Source organism: Grimontia sp. THUN1695 (assembly GCF_059704325.2).
This window is the reverse complement of record NZ_AP046577.1, coordinates 842,614-864,013: the sequence shown is the minus strand read 5'-3', so window position 1 is coordinate 864,013 and position 21,400 is coordinate 842,614. Positions and strand designations below refer to the sequence as shown.

Annotated in this window: 22 protein-coding genes, 2 tRNA genes, 1 other RNA gene and 1 other annotated feature; of the genes, 15 read left to right on the top strand and 10 right to left on the bottom strand. The window is 49.4% G+C overall.

Translation table 11 applies throughout. From position 1 onward, the window contains the following. Window positions 1-39: 39 nt before the first annotated feature. On the top strand, window positions 40-783 hold the full coding sequence (locus tag AC6IB1_RS07550; protein WP_497568479.1) for a YciK family oxidoreductase: 744 nt from the start codon (window positions 40-42) through the stop codon (window positions 781-783). A 73-nt stretch (window positions 784-856) separates the two neighbouring features. Here the strand turns inward: AC6IB1_RS07550 and rluB are convergent, their stop codons facing one another. The 3 genes from rluB to rnm form a co-directional block, all read right to left on the bottom strand. Further along, window positions 857-1,852, bottom strand: a complete 996-nt coding sequence (gene rluB, locus AC6IB1_RS07545; RefSeq protein WP_497568478.1) for a 23S rRNA pseudouridine(2605) synthase RluB — start codon at window positions 1,850-1,852, stop codon at window positions 857-859. A gap of 238 nt (window positions 1,853-2,090) precedes the next feature. Continuing rightward, window positions 2,091-2,711 (bottom strand): L-threonylcarbamoyladenylate synthase, encoded by a 621-nt coding sequence (locus AC6IB1_RS07540; protein ID WP_114995032.1) that lies wholly within the window; start codon window positions 2,709-2,711, stop codon window positions 2,091-2,093. Then, on the bottom strand, window positions 2,708-3,583 hold the full coding sequence (rnm, locus tag AC6IB1_RS07535) for an RNase RNM (RefSeq protein WP_497568477.1): 876 nt from the start codon (window positions 3,581-3,583) through the stop codon (window positions 2,708-2,710). Before rnm ends, AC6IB1_RS07540 begins: the two co-directional genes overlap by 4 nt. 126 nt (window positions 3,584-3,709) lie before the next feature. Further along, window positions 3,710-3,801 (top strand) — a sequence feature (Trp leader region). Window positions 3,802-3,936: 135 nt separating this feature from the next. Between rnm and AC6IB1_RS07530 the strand changes: the two genes are divergently transcribed. The 10 genes from AC6IB1_RS07530 (at window position 3,937) to gspS2 (ending at window position 12,492) form a co-directional block, all read left to right on the top strand. Continuing rightward, window positions 3,937-5,520 (top strand): anthranilate synthase component 1, encoded by a 1,584-nt coding sequence (locus AC6IB1_RS07530; protein WP_497568476.1) that lies wholly within the window; start codon window positions 3,937-3,939, stop codon window positions 5,518-5,520. Then, complete coding sequence (locus AC6IB1_RS07525; RefSeq protein WP_497568475.1) at window positions 5,517-6,116, top strand: aminodeoxychorismate/anthranilate synthase component II; 600 nt, start codon at window positions 5,517-5,519, stop codon at window positions 6,114-6,116. The genes AC6IB1_RS07530 and AC6IB1_RS07525 overlap by 4 nt, the downstream gene beginning before the upstream one ends. A 24-nt stretch (window positions 6,117-6,140) precedes the next feature. Further along, window positions 6,141-7,142 carry an anthranilate phosphoribosyltransferase gene (gene trpD, locus AC6IB1_RS07520; protein WP_497568474.1) on the top strand — a complete coding sequence of 334 codons (1,002 nt, stop codon included), beginning with the start codon at window positions 6,141-6,143 and terminating at the stop codon, window positions 7,140-7,142. Window positions 7,143-7,146: 4 nt separating this feature from the next. Beyond that, window positions 7,147-8,514 carry a bifunctional indole-3-glycerol-phosphate synthase TrpC/phosphoribosylanthranilate isomerase TrpF gene (gene trpCF / locus AC6IB1_RS07515; protein ID WP_497569110.1) on the top strand — a complete coding sequence of 456 codons (1,368 nt, stop codon included), beginning with the start codon at window positions 7,147-7,149 and terminating at the stop codon, window positions 8,512-8,514. Between the two features lie 9 nt (window positions 8,515-8,523). After that, the gene (gene trpB / locus AC6IB1_RS07510) at window positions 8,524-9,714 is read left to right on the top strand and encodes a tryptophan synthase subunit beta (protein WP_497568473.1); all 1,191 of its coding nucleotides are present in this window, start codon (window positions 8,524-8,526) and stop codon (window positions 9,712-9,714) included. Then, complete coding sequence (gene trpA / locus AC6IB1_RS07505) at window positions 9,714-10,535, top strand: tryptophan synthase subunit alpha (RefSeq protein ID WP_497568472.1); 822 nt, start codon at window positions 9,714-9,716, stop codon at window positions 10,533-10,535. The genes trpB and trpA overlap by 1 nt, the downstream gene beginning before the upstream one ends. A 138-nt stretch (window positions 10,536-10,673) precedes the next feature. Next, entirely contained in the window at window positions 10,674-11,219 is a 546-nt protein-coding gene (locus AC6IB1_RS07500) for a septation protein A (RefSeq protein ID WP_497568471.1), read from the top strand. A gap of 62 nt (window positions 11,220-11,281) precedes the next feature. Then, entirely contained in the window at window positions 11,282-11,680 is a 399-nt protein-coding gene (yciA, locus tag AC6IB1_RS07495) for an acyl-CoA thioester hydrolase YciA (RefSeq protein WP_497568470.1), read from the top strand. Between the two features lie 74 nt (window positions 11,681-11,754). Beyond that, window positions 11,755-12,057, top strand: a complete 303-nt coding sequence (locus AC6IB1_RS07490) for a YciI family protein (RefSeq protein ID WP_497568469.1) — start codon at window positions 11,755-11,757, stop codon at window positions 12,055-12,057. Between the two features lie 33 nt (window positions 12,058-12,090). Then, entirely contained in the window at window positions 12,091-12,492 is a 402-nt protein-coding gene (gspS2, locus tag AC6IB1_RS07485) for a type II secretion system pilot lipoprotein GspS-beta (protein WP_497568468.1), read from the top strand. Between the two features lie 53 nt (window positions 12,493-12,545). Here gspS2 and AC6IB1_RS07480 read toward each other — a convergent pair whose 3' ends face one another. The 4 genes from AC6IB1_RS07480 to AC6IB1_RS07465 all read right to left on the bottom strand — a co-directional run bounded on the left by AC6IB1_RS07480 (window position 12,546) and on the right by AC6IB1_RS07465 (window position 15,873). After that, complete coding sequence (locus AC6IB1_RS07480) at window positions 12,546-13,493, bottom strand: class I SAM-dependent methyltransferase (protein ID WP_497568467.1); 948 nt, start codon at window positions 13,491-13,493, stop codon at window positions 12,546-12,548. Further along, window positions 13,490-13,696: a hypothetical protein gene (locus AC6IB1_RS07475; RefSeq protein ID WP_497568466.1), complete on the bottom strand. Its 207-nt coding sequence runs from the start codon at window positions 13,694-13,696 to the stop codon at window positions 13,490-13,492. The genes AC6IB1_RS07480 and AC6IB1_RS07475 overlap by 4 nt, the downstream gene beginning before the upstream one ends. A 41-nt stretch (window positions 13,697-13,737) precedes the next feature. Continuing rightward, the gene (locus AC6IB1_RS07470) at window positions 13,738-14,409 is read right to left on the bottom strand and encodes a TIGR01621 family pseudouridine synthase (protein WP_497568465.1); all 672 of its coding nucleotides are present in this window, start codon (window positions 14,407-14,409) and stop codon (window positions 13,738-13,740) included. Window positions 14,410-14,526: 117 nt separating this feature from the next. Further along, window positions 14,527-15,873, bottom strand: coding sequence for a sodium-dependent transporter (locus tag AC6IB1_RS07465; RefSeq protein WP_497568464.1), 1,347 nt, complete (start codon window positions 15,871-15,873; stop codon window positions 14,527-14,529). Window positions 15,874-16,318: 445 nt separating this feature from the next. Here AC6IB1_RS07465 and cls point away from each other — a divergent pair, with 445 nt between their 5' ends. The 3 genes from cls (at window position 16,319) to AC6IB1_RS07450 (ending at window position 19,383) form a co-directional block, all read left to right on the top strand. Beyond that, a complete protein-coding gene (gene cls, locus AC6IB1_RS07460; RefSeq protein ID WP_497568463.1) occupies window positions 16,319-17,779 on the top strand; it encodes a cardiolipin synthase in 1,461 nt (486 codons plus the stop codon). A gap of 222 nt (window positions 17,780-18,001) precedes the next feature. Then, window positions 18,002-18,304, top strand: coding sequence for a hypothetical protein (locus tag AC6IB1_RS07455; protein WP_497568462.1), 303 nt, complete (start codon window positions 18,002-18,004; stop codon window positions 18,302-18,304). A gap of 158 nt (window positions 18,305-18,462) precedes the next feature. Next, complete coding sequence (locus AC6IB1_RS07450) at window positions 18,463-19,383, top strand: manganese-dependent inorganic pyrophosphatase (protein ID WP_497568461.1); 921 nt, start codon at window positions 18,463-18,465, stop codon at window positions 19,381-19,383. 457 nt (window positions 19,384-19,840) lie between these two features. Here AC6IB1_RS07450 and AC6IB1_RS07445 read toward each other — a convergent pair. From AC6IB1_RS07445 to AC6IB1_RS07435, 3 genes are all read right to left on the bottom strand, one after another. Next, a non-coding RNA gene (locus tag AC6IB1_RS07445) (RtT sRNA) lies at window positions 19,841-19,971 on the bottom strand. Between the two features lie 47 nt (window positions 19,972-20,018). Beyond that, a tRNA-Ser gene (locus AC6IB1_RS07440) sits at window positions 20,019-20,106 on the bottom strand. 256 nt (window positions 20,107-20,362) lie between these two features. Then, window positions 20,363-20,450, bottom strand: a tRNA-Ser gene (locus AC6IB1_RS07435). Window positions 20,451-20,653: 203 nt separating this feature from the next. Between AC6IB1_RS07435 and AC6IB1_RS07430 the strand changes: the two genes are divergently transcribed. Continuing rightward, complete coding sequence (locus tag AC6IB1_RS07430; RefSeq protein ID WP_497568460.1) at window positions 20,654-21,229, top strand: UPF0149 family protein; 576 nt, start codon at window positions 20,654-20,656, stop codon at window positions 21,227-21,229. The last annotated feature ends 171 nt before the right edge of the window (window positions 21,230-21,400 follow it).

Here is a 21,400-nt window from a genome sequence, read left to right as displayed (position 1 = left end):
AGCAAGCACTCAAGACCAAAAGAAAAGGAATATTGTAACGTGGAGTATCAAGTAGCAGCCGATGCATTGAATGGCAAAGTGATTCTGGTTACCGGCGCAGGTGACGGTATTGGCCGCCAGGCTGCCCTCAGTTACGCGCAACACGGTGCAACCGTCATTCTGCTGGGGCGCACAGTGAAGAAGCTGGAAAGCGTTTATGACGAGATTGAAGCAGCAGGATATCCGCAACCCGCGATCATTCCACTGGATATGTTAGGTGCAACACGCCAGCACTATCTCGACATGGCAGACACCATTGAACAGCAATTCGGTAAGCTCGATGGCGTATTACACAATGCCGGTATGCTGGGTGTATTGAGCCCATTCGATCAAATTGAAGAAAAAGCATATGACGACGTCATGCAGGTCAATGTGAAAGCGACCTTCCTGATGACCCAGGCACTGCTACCCCTGATTCAAAAATCAGACGATGGCCGCATTGTCTTCACCTCTTCAACCGTTGGGCACTCGGGGCGGGCTTTCTGGGGCACGTATGCTATCTCAAAATTCGCCACAGAGGGCATGATGCAAGTACTGGCTGATGAGCTGAGCAACACACGGGTGAAGGTAAATGCGATCAACCCTGGTGGCACCCGTACAAAAATGCGTGCGTCGGCGTTTCCAGCTGAAGATGCTAACAATCTGAAAACACCGCTGGATATCATGCCTCTCTATCTTTATTTGATGGCACCGGAAGGAAAAGACATTAACGGTCAGTGTATTGATGCACAGCCGAAACGGTAGAGATTCGTTGATATAGAACGATAAAAGCCAGCATTTTCTGCTGGCTTTTCCTTTAGTTAACGCATTCAAACCGTTAATTAGGGTTGCGGTTTCCACCAGATTTCTTCTGACGGTTTGAAGATTGTCCCGGACGGCTTACTCCCGGCTTACCAGAACGTCCACCACCAACGCGGGTACGGTTACCTGCAGGTTGCCCCCCACGGCGGTTGCGTGGCTTACGGGATTCACCTGACTCTACACGCTCTTCGTAACGACGAACGGCGCGACGAATCTTCTGCACGCGGGATTTACGCTTTTTCGCTTCTGGGTTGATCAGGGTTTCTGATTCTGGACGCAGTTCAACCATTTCCCGCAGGTAGTTAACGTCTTTCAGTTCCAGTTCCATCCATCCACCACGTGGCAGCTCTTTGCTCAGGTAGATATCGCCATAACGGACACGTTTCAGGCGGCTGACGGTCACCCCCTGGGTCTCCCACAGACGGCGCACTTCACGGTTACGGCCTTCGGTGATAACCACGTAGAAAGTATGGTTTGCACCTTCACCACCGGCATAAACCACATCTTCAAAGCGCGCTTCACCGTCTTCCAGCTCAACGCCACGAACCAGATTTTTCACCATCTGCTCGTTCACTTCACCAAAGACACGTACCATATATTCACGTTGAACCTGACGACTTGGATGCATCAGGCGGTTTGCCAGTTCACCATCTGTCGTGAACAACAAAAGGCCTGACGTGTTGGCATCCAGGCGGCCAACAGCAACCCAGCGCGCACCATTCAGGCGTGGTAGACGGTCAAATACAGTACGACGGCCTTCCGGATCACTGCGGGTACACAGCTCACCTTCAGGTTTGTTATATGCCAGAACACGACAAACCTGTTCAGAAGATGCAGAAACCGACACATGATGTCCGTCAACACGTATGGCGGCATTCAGGTCTTCCAAACGGTCACCCAATTTCGCTACCACACCATTCACGCTCACTCGGCCTGCCTGAATCATGTTTTCGATTTCACGGCGTGAACCTAGGCCTGCACGGGCAAGCACCTTCTGTAATTTTTCGCTCATTTATTTAATTACCTTACTGTCGCCTTCACAGGCGTCGATGTCGGAAGAAAACCTTTCGAGGCGCGACTGAACGCGGATCTAAGGCAACGGCGTATTATGCCAAAATGTACACAACGACACCAAGCGATTTCGTTCAGGCAGTAACGAGGCAATTGCCAATGTTCGTTTGCACTGAACATCCGTTATCTCATCGGGAGATGTCGCGGGGCTGCCGCTTTCTACCCCCCACCCTTTCAACTTATTCAAACGGAGAAGTGTCGCCAGTCCCGCGACGCAGGATATTAGGTTCACCGTCACTCATATCCACCACCGTCGTTGGTTGCTCCCCGAGATAGCCTCCATTAAGGATACAATCAACCGCGTGTTCCAGTTGATCGCGAATTGCTTCCGGATCGGATTCAGTGTGCTCATTACCCGGCAGGATCAGGGATGTCGACATCATGGGTTCGCCCAATGCATCCAACAAATCCAGTGCAATTTGGTTGTCTGGTACACGGATACCGATGGTTTTACGTTTTGGGTTGAGCAAGCGGCGCGGCACTTCCTTGGTCGCTTTCAGGATAAACGTGTAGCGCCCTGGGGTGTTATTACGGATCAACCGGTATGCGGTGTTATCTACCCTTGCATACAGGGACAATTCTGACAGGTCACGGCACATTAACGTAAAATTGTGTTTGTCGTCCAAACGACGGATACGGCAAATACGTTCAAGCGCTTGTTTGTTCTCCAATTGGCACCCGAGTGCATAACCTGAATCGGTGGGATAGATAATCACACCGCCGTTACGGACAATCGCCACAGCTTGATTGATCAGGCGGGCTTGCGGGTTTTCAGGATGCACATAAAAAAATTGGCTCACACTTCCTCCTCGTGGGGCATCTCTGCCCCGGAAAATTCGGGCAACGACCAGGATTCCCAGATTTCTTTACAGCCTTTCGGCAAGTATAAATTACGACCCAACTCCAGCCATGGTGAAGGGTAATGAAAATCAGAACCCTGGGAACCGGCAAGCCCATATTGAATTGCATAGTCGCCCAACAGGCGACGTTCATTCTGTGATTGTTGTGGTTGGGCAACTTCCATGGCTTCGCCTCCGGCCTCTTTAAAGGCCTGCAACAGGCGCTTCAACCATTTAGCAGTAAGTTTATACCGCGCGGGATGCGCCAGCACGGCCTGACCGCCCGCTTTGTGAATAACATCAACGGCTTCTTCGATGGAACACCAGTTCGGTGGTACATATCCCGGATTGCCACGTGTCAGGTATTTTTTGAACACTGACTGCATATTTTTTACGTGTCCCTGCTCTACCATCCAACGTGCAAAATGTGACCGGGTAAGAGGTACCTCCCCCGCCAGCGCCTGCGCCCCTTCCAGCGCCCCCGGGATGCGCTGTTTCTCCAGCCGTTCAGCAATCATTTCAGCACGGGCTTTGCGACGCCCGGCCTGTTCGGCAATCAGCGCCTGGAGTACCGGGGACTGCGGATCAATATTCAAACCAACAATATGGATATCTTTGTTTTGCCAGACCGTGGAGATTTCAATACCGTCAATCAGGTGAAGCGGCAACTTGTCACGGGCAACAACAGCTTTCGCTTCGTCAAGTCCAGCAACCGTATCATGATCAGTGATGGCCAGAACATTAACGCGAAAATCAACGGCACGTTTCACCAGTTGCTCCGGTGTGAAGCCTCCATCAGATGCGGTTGTGTGGCTGTGTAAATCAAATAGCATTCATTTTCTTCTATATTGTTGCTTGACTTTACCATTGTGAACCAGTTAACTAGTACACAATTACTCAATTTAATGGATAATGTCTTCATGGTACCGCATAACCTCACCCAACAAACAGCGCTGATTACACGTTGGTGGCACTCCCAATAATCGGGCAGTGTGATGCGTTATCGCGTAAAAAAGACGTCACCAAGCCCGCATAACGCGGGTTTTTTTGTACTCATTTTCCCGACAATGATCGAAGGTTGCCCTAGAACAGGACGTAAAAGGATTTAAATGATGATTATCGTGCTAAAGCCACAAGCCACCGAGCGGAACCTGAGTCCTTTTGTTGAAGCTGCAGGGAGAGCACTATGAAGAACCACGCGTTAAAAAGAGGCGAGCTCGACGTATTGAGCCTGGATGTGCCGTATATCGCCGCCCCCACGGAATTGTATTCGGCGGTCTGTCAGGACCGTCCGCATAGCCTGTTACTGGAATCAGCAGAAATTGATTCCAAGCAGGATCTGAAAAGCCTGATGTTGATTGACGCGGCAGTGCGTATTGTCTGTCGTGGCCGCACTGTTGAGCTGGAAGCCAAGAGCCAAAACGGCCACAACGTACTGGATGCGGTTGAAGCTGAGCTGGAGCGTCAGGCACTTGCTATTGAACGTGAACGCCTGCCTGAGCTTTTGACACTGCACTTCGCCGAAGAAAACCGTACGCTGGATGAAGATGCGCGCCTGCGCCAGCCTTCCCCCTTCGATGCCCTTCGTTTAGTGCAACAGGCTTTCAGCCTTGATGGCTTGCCCCATGACGCTTTAATGATTGGCGGTCTCTTTGCCTACGATCTGGTGGCGCAATTTGAACCATTGCCCGACGTGGCATCCGGCAACCGGTGCCCGGATTATCTGTTTTATGTCGCTGAAACCTTGCTGGTTATTGACCACCAGCGTCGTAAAGCCAAGCTTCAGGCAACCCAGTTTGGCGGCAATGAGAACACTGAAACTTATTTTGACCTGAGCCGTCGCTTGCAGGCGATCAGGGAAAACTGTCTCAATCCAACGGAGCTACCACCGGCAACGCAGCTCAGCGCAGTGGATGTTGACGTATCCGTCAGCGACGAAAATTTCTGCCAGGCCGTCAACGAATTGAAAGACTATGTGGTAAAAGGCGATGTGTTTCAGGTCGTGCCAAGTCGTCGCTTTACCCTGCCTTGCCCTTCCCCGCTCAATGCGTACATCAAACTCAAACAAGGCAACCCAAGTCCTTACATGTTTTATATGCATGACAGTGAGTTCACCCTGTTTGGTGCCTCACCAGAAAGTGCCCTGAAATACAGCAAGGACACCAATCAGGTTGAAATCTATCCGATTGCCGGTACACGTCCGCGCAGGAAAAACAGCGACGGCTCAATCAACCTTGATTTGGATGGTCGCATTGAGCTTGAGCTGCGCAACGATATCAAAGAAAACGCTGAGCACATGATGCTGGTCGATCTGGCCCGTAATGATGTGGCTCGCATCAGTGAACCGGGTACACGCTATGTGGCTGATTTATTGAAAGTTGACCGTTACAGTCATGTCATGCATCTGGTGTCGCGTGTTGTCGGCCAGCTTCGTGACGGTCTGGATGCTCTGCATGCCTATCAAGCCTGTATGAACATGGGCACCCTGACCGGCGCCCCCAAAATTCGCGCCATGCAGCTTATCCGCCAGTTTGAGAAAAGCCGGCGCGGCAGTTATGGCGGCGCAGTGGGTTACCTCACCGGCCGTGGTGATATGGATACCTGCATCGTCATCCGCTCTGCCTATGTGGAAGATGGCGTGGCGCAGGTACAAGCCGGTGCCGGCGTGGTGTTTGATTCTGTGCCTCAGGCTGAAGCCGATGAAACCCGCAGTAAAGCCGCTGCGGTTCTTACCGCCATTCGCGCAGCGCACACAGGAGCACAAGCATGAACAATCAGGCTAATACACACATTGTGCTCGTCGATAACTTTGACTCATTCACTTACAACCTGGTCGATCAGTTTCGCTCTCTCGGTTACCCGGTCACTATTTACCGAAACAGCCTGAGCGCCAAACAAATAGAGCAAGCTATTTCTGAGCTGGAAAATCCAGTGGTTGTGCTGTCACCCGGTCCGGGTGCACCGTCTGAAGCGGGTTGTATGCCAACACTGATAAAAAAACTCAAAGGCAAGGCGCCCATGATTGGTATTTGCCTTGGCCAACAGGCAATCACTGAAGCTTATGGCGGCACAGTGGCTGGTGCCGGAGAAATTGTCCATGGTAAAGCATCATTGATGACACACAACGGCCATGCCGTGTTTGGCAACATTGAAAGCCCACTGACCATCGCCCGTTATCATTCACTGGTTGCCACCAAAGTGCCGGATTCACTGGATGTGATTGCTGACGTTGATGGGCTGGTCATGGCTGTGGTCAACGATAAGGACAAAGTGGTGGGTTTTCAATTCCATCCGGAATCCATCCTCACGACAAAAGGCGCAGACCTTTTAACCACCACCATAAACTGGGCCACGCAATCACGCTGATGGAAAAAGGACAAGGAGAGCATTATGGAAGCGATTATTAACAAACTGTACGAGCAAAGATCGTTGTCGCGGGAAGAAAGCCATCAGCTATTTGACACGATCATCAAAGGCGAACTCGATCCCATCCTGCTATCAGCCACGTTGACAGCACTGAAAATTAAAGGGGAAACACCAGAGGAAATTGCAGGTGCAGCATCGGCATTGACTGAAAACGCGACCCCATTTCCAACACCGGGTTACGATTTTGCCGACATCGTCGGCACCGGAGGAGACGGTGCCAACACGATTAATATTTCGACCACCGCTGCATTCGTTGCCGCTGCCTGTGGCGTAAAAGTAGCCAAACATGGTAATCGCGGCGTGTCGAGCAAATCCGGCTCTTCGGATCTGCTGGCTGCCCTCGGTATCGATCTGGCCATGAGCCCAGACACTGCGTGCGGCGCATTAGACGAATTAGGCGTTTGCTTCCTGTTCGCCCCGCAGTATCACAGCGGGGTTCGCTACGCAATGCCTGTCCGCCAAACCATGAAAACCCGCACTATCTTTAACCTGTTAGGGCCGCTGATTAACCCAGCAAAACCAACACTGGAACTGATGGGCGTGTACGACAAAGCGTTGGTGCGTCCGATTGCCGAAACCATGCTGAATCTCAATATGAAGCGTGCCGTCGTGGTACATGGCAGCGGCTTAGATGAAGTTGCGATTCATGGTGAAACCACTGTGGCTGAAATCAAAGACGGTACGATCACTGAATACACTCTGACACCGCAAGATTTTGGTGTTCAGACTTACCCAATCGAATCCATCAAAGGCGGTACACCGGAAGAGAACCGCGCAATCACAACCCGTATCCTGCAAGGCAGAGGTAGCGATGCGCAACAATCAGCAGTTGCTGTGAATGTCGCTTTGCTGCTGCGTTTGTTTGGGCACGAAGATTTAAAAGCAAATACACAAAAAGCACTGGACGTTATGCGCAGCGGAAAACCGTTTGAGCTGGTTCAGCAACTGGCATCACGGAGCAACTGACCCCATGGAAACCGTATTGGCAAAAATTGTCGAAGACAAGAAAGAGTGGGTTGCTGCACGCAAGGTGTCACAGCCTCTCGAGAGTTTTATCAAAGACGTCGTACCCAGCGATCGCAGCTTCTACGACGCACTGTCGGGCAGCCCGGCGAAGTTTATCCTCGAGTGTAAAAAGGCATCGCCATCTAAGGGCCTGATTCGTGATGACTTCAACCTCGATTACATCGCAGGCGTTTACGGTAAATACGCGGCAGCCATTTCTGTATTGACCGACGAAAAATACTTTCAGGGCAATTTTGATTTTCTGCCGATTGTTCGTTCGCAAGTACCTTGTCCAGTGCTTTGCAAAGACTTTATGGTCGACACCTACCAAGTCTATCTCGCACGTTATTATCAGGCAGATGCCATTCTGCTGATGCTGTCAGTGTTGAACGATGCGGAGTATCAAACGCTTGCCACTGTTGCCCATGAGCTGAATCTTGGTGTGCTGACAGAAGTCAGCAATGACCAAGAGCTGGAGCGTGCAATAGCGCTGAATGCTAGAGTCGTGGGGATCAATAACCGCAATCTTCGGGATCTGAGTATCGACCTTAACCGTACGAAAGTGCTGGCACCACGCCTTCCCGACGATCGCATTGTGATTTCAGAGTCAGGAATTTATACCCACCAGCAAATCCGCGAGCTGGCACCGTTTGCCAATGGCTTCCTGATTGGCAGCTCATTAATGGCAGAAACGGATGTCGAGCAGTCTGTCCGCCGGGTACTTTATGGCGACAACAAAGTCTGCGGACTAACCCGTGCCGAAGATGCCAAAGCGGCTTACGACGCCGGAGCCAACTATGGCGGCCTGATCTTTGTTGAAAAGTCGCCTCGCTACGTCAATTCAGAGGCGGCACGTAAAGTGATGGACGGTGCGCCACTGCAATACGTGGGTGTATTCCAGAACCATGATTTGAGCCACGTTGCAGACACTGCAAACACGCTCAATCTCGCGGTGGTACAGCTTCATGGCGATGAAGACACCGACTACATCAAACAGCTTCGTGCTGTCCTGCCCAAAGACACACAAATCTGGAAAGCACAGAGTGTGAGTGACACAATGCCGCACATTGAAGCACTGGCAGACCGTAACTTACTTGACAGTCGTGTGGGTAATCAACGCGGCGGTACTGGCATCCAATTTGACTGGTCGCTGGTACCGGATGAACAAAAAGAAAGCCTGATGCTGGCTGGCGGCCTGTCACCAGACAACGCAAAAGAAGCCGCACAAATTGGCTGCGCGGGGCTCGATTTTAACTCGGGCGTTGAAAGCGAACCGGGTATCAAAAACAAAGACAAATTGGACGCAGCCTTTACGGCGCTCAGAGATTACTAAAGGACGGTTATGACTAAGTTGAACGCCTATTTTGGCGAATTTGGCGGGCAGTATGTCCCACAAATTCTGGTGCCAGCACTCGATCAGCTGGAACAAGCGTTTATCGACGCACAAAACGATCCTGCTTTTCAGCAAGAGTTTACCTCCCTGCTGAAAGAATATGCGGGTCGCCCGACTGCCCTCACCCTGTGCCGCAACCTCACCAAAGGGACAAAAACCAGGCTTTATCTGAAACGGGAAGACTTGCTTCATGGCGGGGCGCACAAAACCAATCAGGTATTGGGCCAGGCGCTGCTGGCGAAACGTATGGGTAAAAAAGAAATCATTGCCGAAACCGGTGCAGGACAGCACGGTGTCGCAACAGCGCTTGCGTGTGCACTGCTGGATCTGAAATGCCGTGTTTACATGGGCGCAAAAGACGTTGAGCGCCAAAGCCCGAACGTATTCCGCATGAAGCTAATGGGCGCAGAAGTCATCCCAGTTCATTCCGGCTCTTCCACGCTCAAAGATGCATGCAACGAAGCATTGCGTGATTGGTCAGCCAGCTATGAAGACGCGCATTACCTGCTGGGCACAGCCGCAGGCCCTCACCCATTCCCAACCATTGTGCGAGAATTCCAGAAGATGATTGGGGAAGAAACCAAACAGCAAATTCTGGACATCGAAGGTCGCCTGCCCGACAGCGTGATCGCGTGTATCGGCGGTGGCTCTAACGCCATTGGCATGTTCGCAGACTTCATTGAAGAAACCGATGTTGGCCTGATTGGTGTTGAACCAGCAGGTCTGGGATTGGATACAAACCAACACGGCGCACCGCTCAAGCATGGAAAGCTGGGTATCTTCTTTGGTATGAAAGCGCCACTGATGCAGGATCCTAATGGACAGGTTGAAGAGTCTTACTCCGTGTCTGCCGGTCTCGATTTTCCATCGGTGGGTCCTCAGCACGCTCACCTTAACGCGATTGGCCGAGCCGAGTATGTGGCAATCACTGATGATGAAGCGCTGGATGCCTTCCAGGAACTGGCACGTCATGAAGGGATTATCCCGGCGCTGGAATCTGCTCATGCCCTCGCTTATGCGCTGAAAATGGCCAAAGAGAACCCGGACAAAGAACAACTGCTGGTCGTTAACCTATCAGGTCGCGGTGACAAGGACATCTTTACTGTCCACGACATTTTGCAACAAAAAGGAGTGATGTAATGGCTGCCACCTTGTCTCACCGCTATGAAGCGATGTTTAAAAAACTGGATGCCAAAGGTGAAGGGTCCTTCGTTCCTTTCGTCACCATCGGCGATCCAACCCCAGAACAATCACTGCGCATCATTGAAACCCTGATTGAGCATGGCGCTGATGCGCTGGAGCTGGGCATTCCGTTCTCCGATCCGTTGGCTGACGGCCCCACCATTCAGGGCGCTGCCATCCGGGCGCTTGATTCAGGTACCACGCCAGGCGGCTGCTTTGCTATTCTGAAGCAGGTTCGTGAACGCCATCCAGATATTCCTGTTGGTCTTTTGATGTATGCCAATCTGGTTTTCGCCAATGGCATTGACAACTTCTACGCAAAATGTGCAGAAGCCGGTGTAGATTCGGTGCTGATTGCTGATGTGCCAGCAGGTGAATCGGCAGAATTCCGTGAGTCTGCCGCCAGGCATGGCATTCACGCCATCTTTATCGCGCCACCAAACGCCAACGAAGAAACCCTGAAAACCATTTCTGAGCTGGGCGGTGGTTATACCTATCTGGTGTCACGTGCAGGCGTCACCGGCGCGGAAACCAAAGCCGGCAAGCCGATTGGACACTTGCTGTCTCAGCTTTCTGCCTACAATGCCCCCCGCCCCCTTCTGGGTTTTGGTATCTCTGAACCTGCACAGGTGAAAGAAGCAATTACAGCCGGGGCAGCGGGAGCAATTTCCGGTTCAGCCGTTGTAAAAATCATCGAACGTAACCTGGCAGATGAAACCAATATGCTCAGGGCGCTTGGCGAGTTTGTTGCTTCGATGAAAGCAGCAACACGGAAGTAAAACTGATCCATAGTATTAAAGGTCAGCGTTGCTGGCCTTTCTGTTTTACCGCATTTTAACTATGGCGAGTTTTCGGTAAACTTTGCGGTTCATGCAAAAGCGCCCTTTAAAAAGACAAAGACCAGGACCGGCATCTGAATGAAACAACTTCTCGATTTTATCCCACTGATCATCTTTTTTGCCCTCTACAAGATGTACGACATCTACACCGCAACCGGCGCACTGATCGTAGCGACAGTCATCCAGGTCGCTGTAACTTGGGTGATATATAAAAAAGTAGAGAAAATGCAGATCATCACGGCCGGTTTAGTGGCAGTGTTTGGCGGAATGACCCTGTTCTTTCACGACGACAACTTCATCAAATGGAAAGTGACCGTTGTCTATGCCCTCTTTGCGATAGGACTGGTTGTTTCCCAGATGTTAGGTAAACCCCTAATCAAGGGAATGCTTGGCAAAGAAATCACCTTGCCAGATAAAGTATGGCGCAACATCAACACAGCCTGGGTTTGTTTCTTTACTGTACTTGCTGTATTAAATGTCTACATTGCTTACCAGATGCCACTAGATGTTTGGGTGAACTTCAAAGTATTCGGCTTGCTGGCCCTAACGTTGGTATTTACTCTGGCCAGTGGCGTGTATATCTACAAGCACATGCCAAGAAAGACTGACTCAGAAAAACAATAAACTCTCAGTACACAGAGTGATTAAGCTCACTCTTTTTAATTTCATTTCCCGGAAGTTGTATCATGTCGGAAACGAATAATTGCCCCCGCGGTCAACTGTTACTGCGAACACTTGCTATGCCCGCTGACACCAATGCTAACGGTGATATTTTCGGCGGTTGGATCATGTCTCAGCTCGACCTTGCCGGTGCTATCTTGGCCAAAGAAATTTCCCATGGACGTGTGGTGACGGTTTCTGTGCAGGAAATTGTATTCAAACACCCCGTCTCAGTGGGTGATGTGGTTTGCTGTTACGGCGAATGTACCCACATTGGCCACACATCAATGAGCGTGAGCCTGGAAGTATGGGTAAAGCCGGTTGCGATTGACGGTATAGGCACTCGTCATAAGGTGTGCGAAGCCATCTTTAATTACGTTGCTATTGATGGCAATGGCCGCCCAAGGCCAATAAATAAGCTATAAATCAGAAAACTTGCCTGCGTAATGCTGAAGCCTTGCACACAACAGGCTGAATATTCACACGGAGAAAAGCACGGATGTGGTATGTCATTTTTTCACAAGATGTAGAAAACAGTTTGCCTTTAAGGCTACAGGTTAGAGAACAACACCTGGCACGTTTGCGTGAGTTAGATGCAGAAGGCCGCTTATTGGTTGCTGGCCCAAACCCAGCTATTGATAGCGAAGACCCAGGTGAATCAGGCTTTACCGGGTCGACTGTGATTGCGAAATTTGACAATCTAGATGATGCAAAACGCTGGGCAGATGCCGACCCCTATATTGCAGCGGGCGTTTACAAAGACATTATCGTCAAACCATTCAAAAAAGTACTGCCGGCGTAACGGCTCCGGCGATGAAACGCATAGGAACTTTCAATGCAAAAAACGCTAAAAACAGGACGTGTCGCGCTGATCGGTGTGATCACCTTGCTCTTATCAGCCTGTTCAAGCACATCTGATCTGGAGATCGCAGAATCGTTCGCCTTACAGCGGGCTGATATGCTGAGCAAAATCGTGCCGGTACCAATGAACGGCTATAACTTGGTTCGTGCGAAAGCCAACAGCACACAAATTGAACTGACATTGTTGTATGCAGGCAGTGGTGATATCGCTCCAGCCGCATTAGCCGAGCGCCTTGAAAAAACGTATTGTCAGGACACGGAAATTGCCTCGCTGATGGAGAAAGGCGTGAACTACAAACTGCTTTTCCGTGATGCCCGTGGCCGCCCGGTGTTAGAACGGGTGATCACTCACAAAGAGTGCGCAAAACACAATTAATAACAGGCCCGCTTTTAAATGCGGGCTTTGTTTCGCATCTCACAAGGCATGCGTTAAGCAAGACGTTTGAAGTGCATCACTTTCAGCGCGCTATCCGCATCAATATCCTCAAATTCTGGTGGATTGTCGAGGCGTGAAACAAACGAAAAATCCGGTGCCAACACGGCCATCTGTTCCGTCAGGAATGAAGGCTTGACGTCTGGTGCATTGACACAGGCCAGAACCTCTCCTCCTTCCGCGACTAACTCCGGCAAACGACGTAATATTTTGACGTAATCTTTGGTCAGCACAAAGCTGCCTTTCTGGAAAGAAGGCGGATCAATAATCACTAAGTCATAAGGACCCAACTTCTTCACCTTCCCCCAGGATTTGAAAAGCTCATGGCCAAGAAAGCGGACTTTACTGAGATCATGTTGGTTCAGATGGTGGTTTTCACGGCCACGGGAAAGGGACGATTTCGCCATATCCAGATTGACAACTTTCTCGGCGCCCCCCTCGATAGCTGCGACAGAAAAACCACAAGTGTAAGCAAATAAATTGAGTATACGTTTTCCTTTGGCGTGCTCCTTAACCCACTGGCGTCCCAAACGCATATCCAAAAACAGACCATTGTTCTGGCGTTTGCCCAAATCCAGTTTGTATTTCAAGCCATTTTCTATCACTTCAACCTGCGCAGGCATTTCGCCTGTCAGGATCTCAGTTTCAGTCCCTTCCCGGTCACGATGCTGAATGATCACCGTTTTACCTTCGCGCAGTGCCCAGACAGGATGCTTCACGAGTTGGTTAACACCGGCTGCCAGCGCTCGATAAAAGTCTGGTTCAGCTTGTTTAAATACCGCAATGTGGAGAATACCCTCCCCCAGCCAGTCGGCCGTCAGTTGTTCCAGGCCTTCATAACAACGCCCCCGGCCATGAAAAACACGCCTGATTTCATGGTGACAACCAGCAAGCCGCTCAGTGACACGTTCAAAAAACAAAGGCAAAGCAGCCGCTTTCATCATGCGGTTTCCTTTGGGGTGTCAGCCAGTATTGCGACCTCGACATACTGACTGTTTAATTGCAGGCTATAAAATTTTGAGCAACGACGACTCCTTATACGTGCCTGTTTCTTTTTCCATTGGCGACGCAGGTTCGCCAAATTCCAGTATCGGCTAGACCCACCGGTTTTGCGTAAGGTGCGTGATTTCTTTTGTTTAAGCGCCATGCTTGACTCCATACTCTGTCCATCCCTGGAGTACTTGATTGTTACTTGTTTTTCGGCAACACAGGCCAATGTAATTTTTCCGGCGAATGCCATTCTTTCGGCAACATAGGCCATTTTTCGCCTATTGTCGGCAGCTGTTGGAAAGAAAACACGTCTCCCTGATAGGTAAACTGCAAAGCAAAGGCATGTAAGTAGCCTCTGTCCGCGTCTGCACCACGGTAAGTACTGTCCCCCAAAATAGGTGAACCGACACTTTTCAAGGCCACACGGATTTGGTGGGTTTTCCCCGTGTAAGGCTTACACAGGAAAAGTCGTTTTCCCTCCCCTCCTGCCGTTGAAAAAAACTGGGTAATAGCAGGGTTGGATTTCGTTGGCAGAAGTTTCCACATCGAGCGGCGGCTTTTCGCCATATCACCCACAATGGTGCCCTGTTTTTTACCCGGCTTTTTCGCTGATAATGCAAGATAAAATTTCTGCACCGTTTTTTCTGCGAACATCAATGACAGGTTTGATGCCGCCTGCGGGTGCTTACCAAGCAGAAGAAGACCCGACGTCATCTTGTCCAACCTGTGGATCAGGTAGAGCTTTTCGTTTCCCGTTTTTTTTGCCACCTCACTTAAAAGCGGCTGGTCATTGTCATCTTTGTGGACACTGATGCCAGGATGTTTGTCGATAACCAGAAAGTCGTCATTCTGAAAAATCAGGGTGAACATGAAAAACTTGTCTCTGAGAAAATTCAGCGCCGAGTTTAAACCCATTTTTGCCAAAATTCTCGTCAGTCTTTGCTGGAAAAGAAAATCCCCGGCGCAAGACCGGGGATTAAACAAGGACTACTTGAACATTGGCCAAAGAAATACCAGCGCCATCAGGACAGGACAGACCACGCGAACATACGTCGGCCAAATTTTCCAGAACACGCTGTCTTTCAGCTCAGGATAACCCTCACTTAGCTCTTGAAGTACCTGGTTACGCTTCCAGATCCAACCCGCGATCAGGGCCATAATCAGCCCCAGAACAGGCTGCATATACTCAGTGGTGATACTTATTACTGTGCCAAACAAGGTACTAAAGTTGAAGACAATCACCGTAGAGAACAGTGCGATTGCTCCACCAATCCACCACACTACGGTTTTACGGTCTTTGTTCAGCTCTTCAGACGCACAGGATACCGGCACTTCCAGCATAGAAATCGATGAAGTTAGCGCAGCAATAACCATCAGGGCAAAAAACGCCACACTGACAATAAGCCCTGCGCCCCCCATGGTATCAAACATGGCAGGCAACACACTGAACACAAGCGTATCACCGTCTAACAACTCGCCCGCGTCGTTATAGATTTGAACGCCATTGTGCTGAGCGACAAACATCGCCGGTAAAATAAGCAGGCCCGCAACAAACGCAACACCGCTATCCAGCAAGGCCACTTGAGCTGCAGTTTTCGGCAAATTCGCATCTTTACGCAGATAAGACCCGTAGACCATCATGGTGCACACGCCGATTGAAAGCGAAAAGAACGCCTGTCCCATTGCGCTGACCAGTAAGCCTGGCGATATATGTGAGGCATCCGGGATCAGGTACATTTTCAAACCTTCAAAGGCACCCGGCTGGAACAGTGTGTAAGCCACCATCAGTACAAAGAGAGAGAATAACACCGGCATCAGTCGGCTTGACCATTTCTCGATGCCCTCAGCTACACCGTTACGGACCACCAGAATGGTCAGCAACATAAACAACGCCATCAATACCAGATTTCGCTCCACACTGAAGCCTTCTAGCCAGGCAGCAGCGTTTTCCAGACCGACCGCGCTCAATAGAGGCCCAACCAAAAAGCCGAAAAACCACCCCGCCACAATCGCATAAAAACTTAAAATACCACTCACGCCCAACATGCCCGCAATACCAACCGCAGAGCCAAAGGCTTTTTGTTTTGGTGCCACTGAAATAAGGGATCGAATAGGGTTTGACGCGCCATAACGGCCAATGGTGAGTTCTGCCACTAGCAGCGGATAAGCCAGAACAAACACCATAAAAAGGTAAATCAACAGGAATACAGCCCCGCCATTGCTAGCCGCTTGGGTTGGAAAACCCCAAATATTGCCAAGACCGACCGCAGAACCTGCAGCCGCAAAAATAAATCCTAAACGGGATGAAAATTGGGCTCTATTACCGCTTGCCATAATCACTCTCTAGATAAGAATTTGATAACTACCCACATTGCCCCGTAGCGCCAGGGTCTGTTAACCCTGACATCAGCGGGAATTAAATGAGTACGCCTTCCCAGCATCTATTTACCCTTCCTTAGTATCTCCCGCCGGGTGTAAACTATAAATTACAGTTAACAGATTTCCTGTTTTCGAAACAGATATGGCGAGTAAACCAGTTTGAGAATAAAATTTGAAGCGATAGAGCTATATTTTTCATCAAAGCAACATATTTCCCCATTTTCCGCCTCTAATCGACTACTTTGCAAACACTTGTGACTCAATATTTTTAACATCTGTCAACGCTATCAACAAAACCTCTCTTTCCAGCCTCGGGATTGGGAATATGCAATGCTAAATACAGTGCATACTGTTTCTGAAGAGCCTATATTGGGGCGGGTTTAGAACTAAGTAGATTGAAATGGAAAAGGTTTATCAATTTCTGGTTTGGGCAAGTGTCTTTTTTTATTGGTTACTCATTGCAAGTGTTACGATCCGTGTTGTCCTTAAACGTCGGGCACTCGGTGTTTCCATTGCCTGGTTAATGATCATCTACATTATCCCGATTGTCGGGGTGTTTCTTTATTTGCTGTTTGGTGAACTCAACTTGGGGCGAAAGCGGGCCGAGCGTGCAAAAGCAATGTTTGCCCCTTATGACAAGTGGTTTGAAACAATAAACGAATGCGAAGCCCACCGTCCTCAACATCAAAGCTTTCTTTCCCGCCCCGTGCATGATTTATGCTTGCGACGGGCAGGTATTCCTGCACTTGCGGGGAATCAACTGACTCTTTTCAATCAACCCGCCGATATCCTTCGCAACATTGCCCAAGATGTGAAAGAAGCACAACACTCTATCAATATGGTGTTCTACATCTGGCATTTAGGCGGTCACGCAGATGATGTGGCAAAAGCCGTGTGTGATGCTGCACAACGCGGTGTTACCGTGCGAATCCTACTGGATTCAGCAGGCAGTAAGCAATTCTTCCGCAGCCATTGGCCAGACGCCATGAGAAAAGCAGGCGTAGAACTGATTGAAGCGCTGGCCGTGAGCCCAGCCCGTATGTTCCTCCGCCGTCTTGATATTCGCCAACACCGCAAAATGGTGATTATTGACAATAAAATTGGTTATACAGGCTCAATGAACCTGGTCGACCCACGGTTTTTCAAACAATATGCTGGTGTCGGTCAATGGGTAGACATTATGGTGAAATCAGAAGGTCCCTCAGTGCCGGTCCTTAACAGCATTTTTGCCTGGGATTGGGAAGTGGAAACTGGCCTTCGTTATTTACCAGAATTGCCGGAGTGCAGCCTGATTGAAGAGCACCAACATGCCAATCACTCTGTGCAGGTGGTGCCATCTGGACCGGGAATGCCAGATGGCATTATCCAACAAGTCCTCATGTTGGCCATTCATCAGGCGAAAAAGAGCCTGACAATCACGACCCCCTATCTGGTGCCGAGCGAAAGCCTGCTTAGTGCTTTACAAACCACCGCTCAACGCGGGGTTACCGTGAATATCATTATTCCAGCCAAAAACGATAGCTTAATGGTGGAATGGGCAAGCCGCTCTTTCTTTAACGATCTTCTTCGGGCCGGCATCAATATCTATCGTTTCAAAGGAGGTATGTTGCACACCAAGTCTGTCATGGTGGATAACAACTTTTGTTTGATTGGCACTGTCAATCTGGACATGCGAAGTCTGTGGCTAAACTTTGAATTAACGCTCTGTATTGATGATCCAGAATTCTGCAAAGACTTAGTCGCGCTACAGGCGTCGTATATGGCTGATTCTACCCTGGTTGATCAACAAAAGTGGGAAAGGCGCTCCGTGTTGAATCGCCCTGTTGAACAGTTTTTTTATATGTTCAGCCCACTGTTATAGCTTTGGGGGACACGTGCGGATACTACGCGTATTTTCCCACACATCATCTGCAACTCTTTAAAAAGCCGAAAGATTTACCGCACAAAATACGAGAAAAAAGATCCGTTTGAACATCAGTGTCTTGATCGATATTAATGCATACTTATACCGTTTTAACCGCCCCAGATACCCACTGTTGACTACACTTTAGATGCGGAATGGGAATGCTGCTAAGGGGAAGCTATGCTAGCTCGACACAGACACTATTTATTGAAAGACACAAAACAATTACATGCTCATGTTCAGGTTAATCCTACTGGACTTGTGGAAGTTGAAATCTTAGAAAAGCGCCAACGTCACGCCGCTGAGTTTGAACATTTAAAATTTGAACGCAGCGGACGCGTAACGAAGTTGGTGGGCAAACATACGTCAAACGGCAAACCGGTTCATTGGCAACTGCCACTTGCGAATGATGATGCCACAGAACTGGAAAACCTCATCGAAGAAGCCTCAGAAGAGCTTGAAATATTGATGAGAGATTTATAAGAATACAAGGCAATAACAACGAACTATTCTTTTCGCTGCTTCGGCAGCGTTTTTCTGGTGGTTACCTGCGACATCCTCATACGATGGATGAATGTACATTTAAAGCTACTCTGGTAAAATGCGCCCAAATTTAAATGTGAGCATGACGAGAGCCAACTATGCCAATGTATGTTGTGGGTCATAAGATCCCTGATTCTGATTCAATCTGCGGTGCGATTGCACTTGCGTACCTGAAAAACCAAATCGGTGAGCCTGCGGTTGCAACACGTCTGGGTGAAGTTTCTCCTGAAACGGCATTCATTCTGGAGCGTTTTGGTTTCGAAGCGCCAGAGCTAAAGCTAAGCTATGCAGGTGAAGAAGTTTACATCGTTGACCACTCTGAGCTGACTCAAGCACCTGACGATATCGCAGAAGCGACTATCGTAGGTATTGTTGACCACCACAAACTGGGTGACCTGACAACATCTACCCCGCTTGAATGCTGGATTCGCCCTGTAGGCTGTTCTAACACCGTCATCAAGATGATGTACGATTTCCATGGTGTCGAGATTCCAAAAGAAATCGCAGGCATCATGATGTGTGCGATCCTGAGTGACACCGTCATTTTCAAATCACCAACCTGCACTACTGCTGATATCCGTTGTGTAGAAGACTTAGCGAAAATCGCCGGCGTTGAAGATTTCGAAGCACTTGGCATGGAAATGTTCAATGTGAAGTCTGCAGTAGCAGGCACTCCAATCCGTGACCTTGTGATGCGTGATTTCAAAGACTTCAATATGAACGGTAATCTGGTGGGTATTGGCCAACTGGAAGTTGTTGATCTAACCGTCTTTGACAACATCAAAGCCGAATTGGAAGCAGACATTGCAACGCTGAAAGAGGAAGGCAAACGCCACACAGTGATGCTGCTTCTCACTGACATTATGAAGGAAGGTTCAGAGTTGTTGGTTGTTTCTGATGATGTCGCGGTTGTTGAGCGTGCATACGGCAAACAAACCGAAAACGGTCGTGTTTGGCTGGACGGTGTATTAAGCCGTAAGAAGCAAGTCGTTCCACCTCTTCAGGAAGCCTTTGCATAATCTTTTGATAGGGCGGGCTACCGCCCTTTTTATTGTAACGCTACCCTTCTAATAGACTGAAAATCAAAGAATATTCACATTCACTCCTCGCCTTTACCTGAAAAAAGCAACCGCGATTATTTCTCTAGTTATATCTGCTTAGTAGATATAACTAGAGACCCACATAAATTCAGATTAAAACACCAAACAAGAAATATTGATGCACATCACACCTTAGAGCATAATTTGCGCAATTAATCACCAAGAGGATCCTACTGTGTCAAAAAAGATCGCTGCTAAGGTTTCCAACTATGTACCATTATTCGTTTTAGTGGGCGTAGCTATTGCATTCACTGTGTTCAATGCAATGTACTGGGGTGGTGTATTGTAAGTAGTGAAATGCAGTGCGAGGCTACCTTGCACTTTCTCCATAAGATAGAAACGAGGAAACCCGAGCATCTCTGCTCGGGTTTGAATTTGGCGGTGAGGGAGGGATGATTCGTCACTTCGTTCCTCACCCCTTCGGGGCCGTCGGCAAGCCGACGTTGCGCGGCTTCGCCGCTGTGCAAACCCTGTCGAGGGCTCTCACCCTCCCTGACTAATTTTCCACTAGCCAGATACAACAAAACCCGAACATTTCTGCTCGAGTTTGAATTTGGCGGTGAGGGAGGGATTCGAACCCTCGATACGTTGCCGTATACACACTTTCCAGGCGTGCTCCTTCAGCCACTCGGACACCTCACCATATTGTGGTTGGACTTGTCGTCTCAACGGAGCGTACTATAGTGAGTTCGGCATACAGGGTCAATGGTTTGCTGAAGATTGAAGTGACGTTCGCGCAGGGAATAACCAAATCTCTTCGTTTAAACTTAACTGGTTGAAATGTGTTAATTCATCTTCGCTGCTATGCGAGCCCTGTCGAGGGCTCTCACCCGCCCTTGTACTTTCTCCATTGCCCTGAAACGAGAAAACCCGAACATCTCTGCTCGGGTTTTAAATATGGCGGTGAGGGAGGGATTCGAACCCTCGATACGTTGCCGTATACACACTTTCCAGGCGTGCTCCTTCAGCCACTCGGACACCTCACCATGTTGTGGTTGGGCTTATTGCCTCAACGGGGCGCTACTATAGGGAAGCCAGGAAATAAGGTCAATAAAATTCCTGAAAAAAACACGCAAGTGTTTAAGAATCAAACGACGTTGGGTGATTTGCACGAGCTGATCGCTTTTCTCTCTGCGTTTCTTACCCACACTGGTAGAATGGCCGCCTAAATAGGAAAAGAGAGTGTTTCATGTCTATCTCGCTATCACAATTTATCGCCGAAAACGGTCTGGAACAAAAATTGTTGTCTGCTGTGCAAACTGAAGGGTTTGTTACGGCGATGGCGGCTGCGCCACATCTTATTGATCCCAGCGAATGGCTGGCGTTTATGTGGGGCGGCGAAGAAGAAGCGCCGTTTGCTAGCCATGAACAACTGGAACAGTATGCCAATATCATTGTCGATATGTGGAACACGCAGCGCGGTGCCCTGCTTTCCAATGAATGGAAATGGCCTGAAGCCTGTGCATTGAGTGAAAGCGACATTGTTAATCAGGCAACCCGCGAATATTGCGAAGGCATGCTTCAGGGTTGGACCCTATGCCGTGATGACTGGGAAACCCTGATGCCGGAAGACTCTCAGGAAAACGCGCTGCTAGGTGGCGTGTTGTTATCTATCAGCCTGTTGTTTGATCCAGAATCAGCGCTAGCGGCTATGGCAGAACAAGGCGCGGGCGAACTGGCACAGTTTGAGGAAGTTTTTAATGGCATGCCTGTCATGCTTTGTGGCCTTGCCATACGTGCATACCAGATGGCAGAGCAACAATAATACCCTTGCGACTTTCTTATTTGAAAAGTGACTATTTTAAGGGCCACCTTTTATCCCAACACGCTCCCGCAGCATTCACAATATAATAAGCCGCACCTATCGTGTTTGGTGACGGCGCAAGGCTGAAAGCCCAAAGACGCCTCAGCCATGGCTGAGGCACATTGGCTCTGT